The following is a 1375-nucleotide window of genomic DNA, read 5'->3' as shown; positions in this document are numbered from 1 at the left end:
GCTACGCCCAGACGCTCAAACGTTCGATGCGTCAGCTGCACCGTGCGGGCGAGAAGCTATTCATCGACTATGCCGGGCCGACGCTGCCGGTGGTCGACCCGGCCACCGGCGAAGTGCGCCGGGCGCACATCTTCGTCGCCGCCCTGGGCGCCTCGAATTACACCTATGCCTGCGCGACGCCAGGCGAAACCCAGGTGGACTGGCTGACCTCGCTGGGCCAGGCTCTGACCTACTTTGGCGGCGTGCCGGAAATGGTTGTGCCGGACAATCCGCGCGCCCTGGTCGCCCAGCCGGATCGCTACGAGCCGGGCCTGAACCGGGCCACGCTGGAGTGCGCGCGTCATTACCAGACGGTGATCCTGCCGGCACGGCCACGCAAGCCTCAGGACAAGGCCAAGGCCGAGGTGGCGGTGCAGGTGGTCGAGCGCTGGATCATGGCGCGGCTGCGCCATCGGCAGTTCTTCAGCCTGCATGCGCTTAACCAGGCCATCGCCGAGCTGCTGGAGGATCTGAATCGGCGCCCGTTCAAGCGGCTCGATGGCTGCCGGCGCGACTGGTTCGAGCGTCTGGATCGCCCGGCCTTGCGAGCGCTGCCGGTGCATCCCTACGAGGTCGCCACCTTCAAGCGCTGCAAGGTCAGCATCGACTACCACATCGAGGTCAATGGCAGCTTCTACAGCGTGCCCTCCGCCCTGGCCCGGCAGAACGTGGACGTGCGACTGACGGCACACACCCTGGAAGTGCTGCATGGCAACCGGCGGGTGGCCAGCCACCTGCTGCTGGGGCGACGCGGCGCTTACAGTACCCAGCGCGAACACATGCCCGCAGCGCACCAGGCGCATCGTGAGTGGACGCCGCAACGCCTGCTCGACTGGGGCGAGCGGATCGGCCCCTACACGCGCCAACTGATCGATCACCAACTGACCCACAAGCCGCACCCGGAGATGGGCTACCGCGCCTGCCTCGGCCTGCTCTCGCTGGCCCGGCGCTATGGCAATGCACGCCTGGAAGCCGCTGCCGAACGTGCCGTACACCTGCGCGCCTTCACCGGGCGCAGCGTGCGCAACCTGCTCCAGCAAGGCCTGGATCAACAGCCGCTGCCCCAGCGTGCCGCCGAAACGACCTTACCCGGCGACCACGAGAACGTCCGTGGCGCCGACTACTACCAACCCCCGCAACAGGAGCTGTTCGATGATGCCGCAACACACCCTGAATCAACTGCACCAGCTACGCCTGGACGGCATGGCCCGCGCCCTGGAAGAGCAATGGACGCTGCCGGCCAGCCACAGCCTGAGCTTCGATGAACGCCTCGGCCTACTGCTCGACCGCGAACTGGCCTGGCGTGACAACCAGCGCCTGGTACGGCTGCGCAAGA

At 67.3% G+C, this 1375-nt stretch carries 2 protein-coding genes; both read left to right on the top strand.

Going from position 1 to position 1375, the window contains the following annotated elements; all coding sequences use genetic code 11:
* A partial coding sequence (gene istA / locus E5A74_RS20695) for an IS21 family transposase (protein ID WP_135987522.1) occupies positions 1 to 1304 on the top strand: 1304 nt, incomplete at its 5' end.
* The coding region (locus E5A74_RS21325; protein ID WP_240699916.1) for an ATP-binding protein at positions 1243 to 1375 on the top strand (133 nt) is incomplete at its 3' end. The genes istA and E5A74_RS21325, both read left to right, overlap by 62 nt.

The sequence above is a fragment of the Sphingomonas naasensis genome (assembly GCF_004792695.1).
GTDB classification, from domain to species: domain Bacteria; phylum Pseudomonadota; class Alphaproteobacteria; order Sphingomonadales; family Sphingomonadaceae; genus Sphingomonas; species Sphingomonas naasensis.
This window is presented reverse-complemented; position numbering and strand designations above follow the sequence as displayed.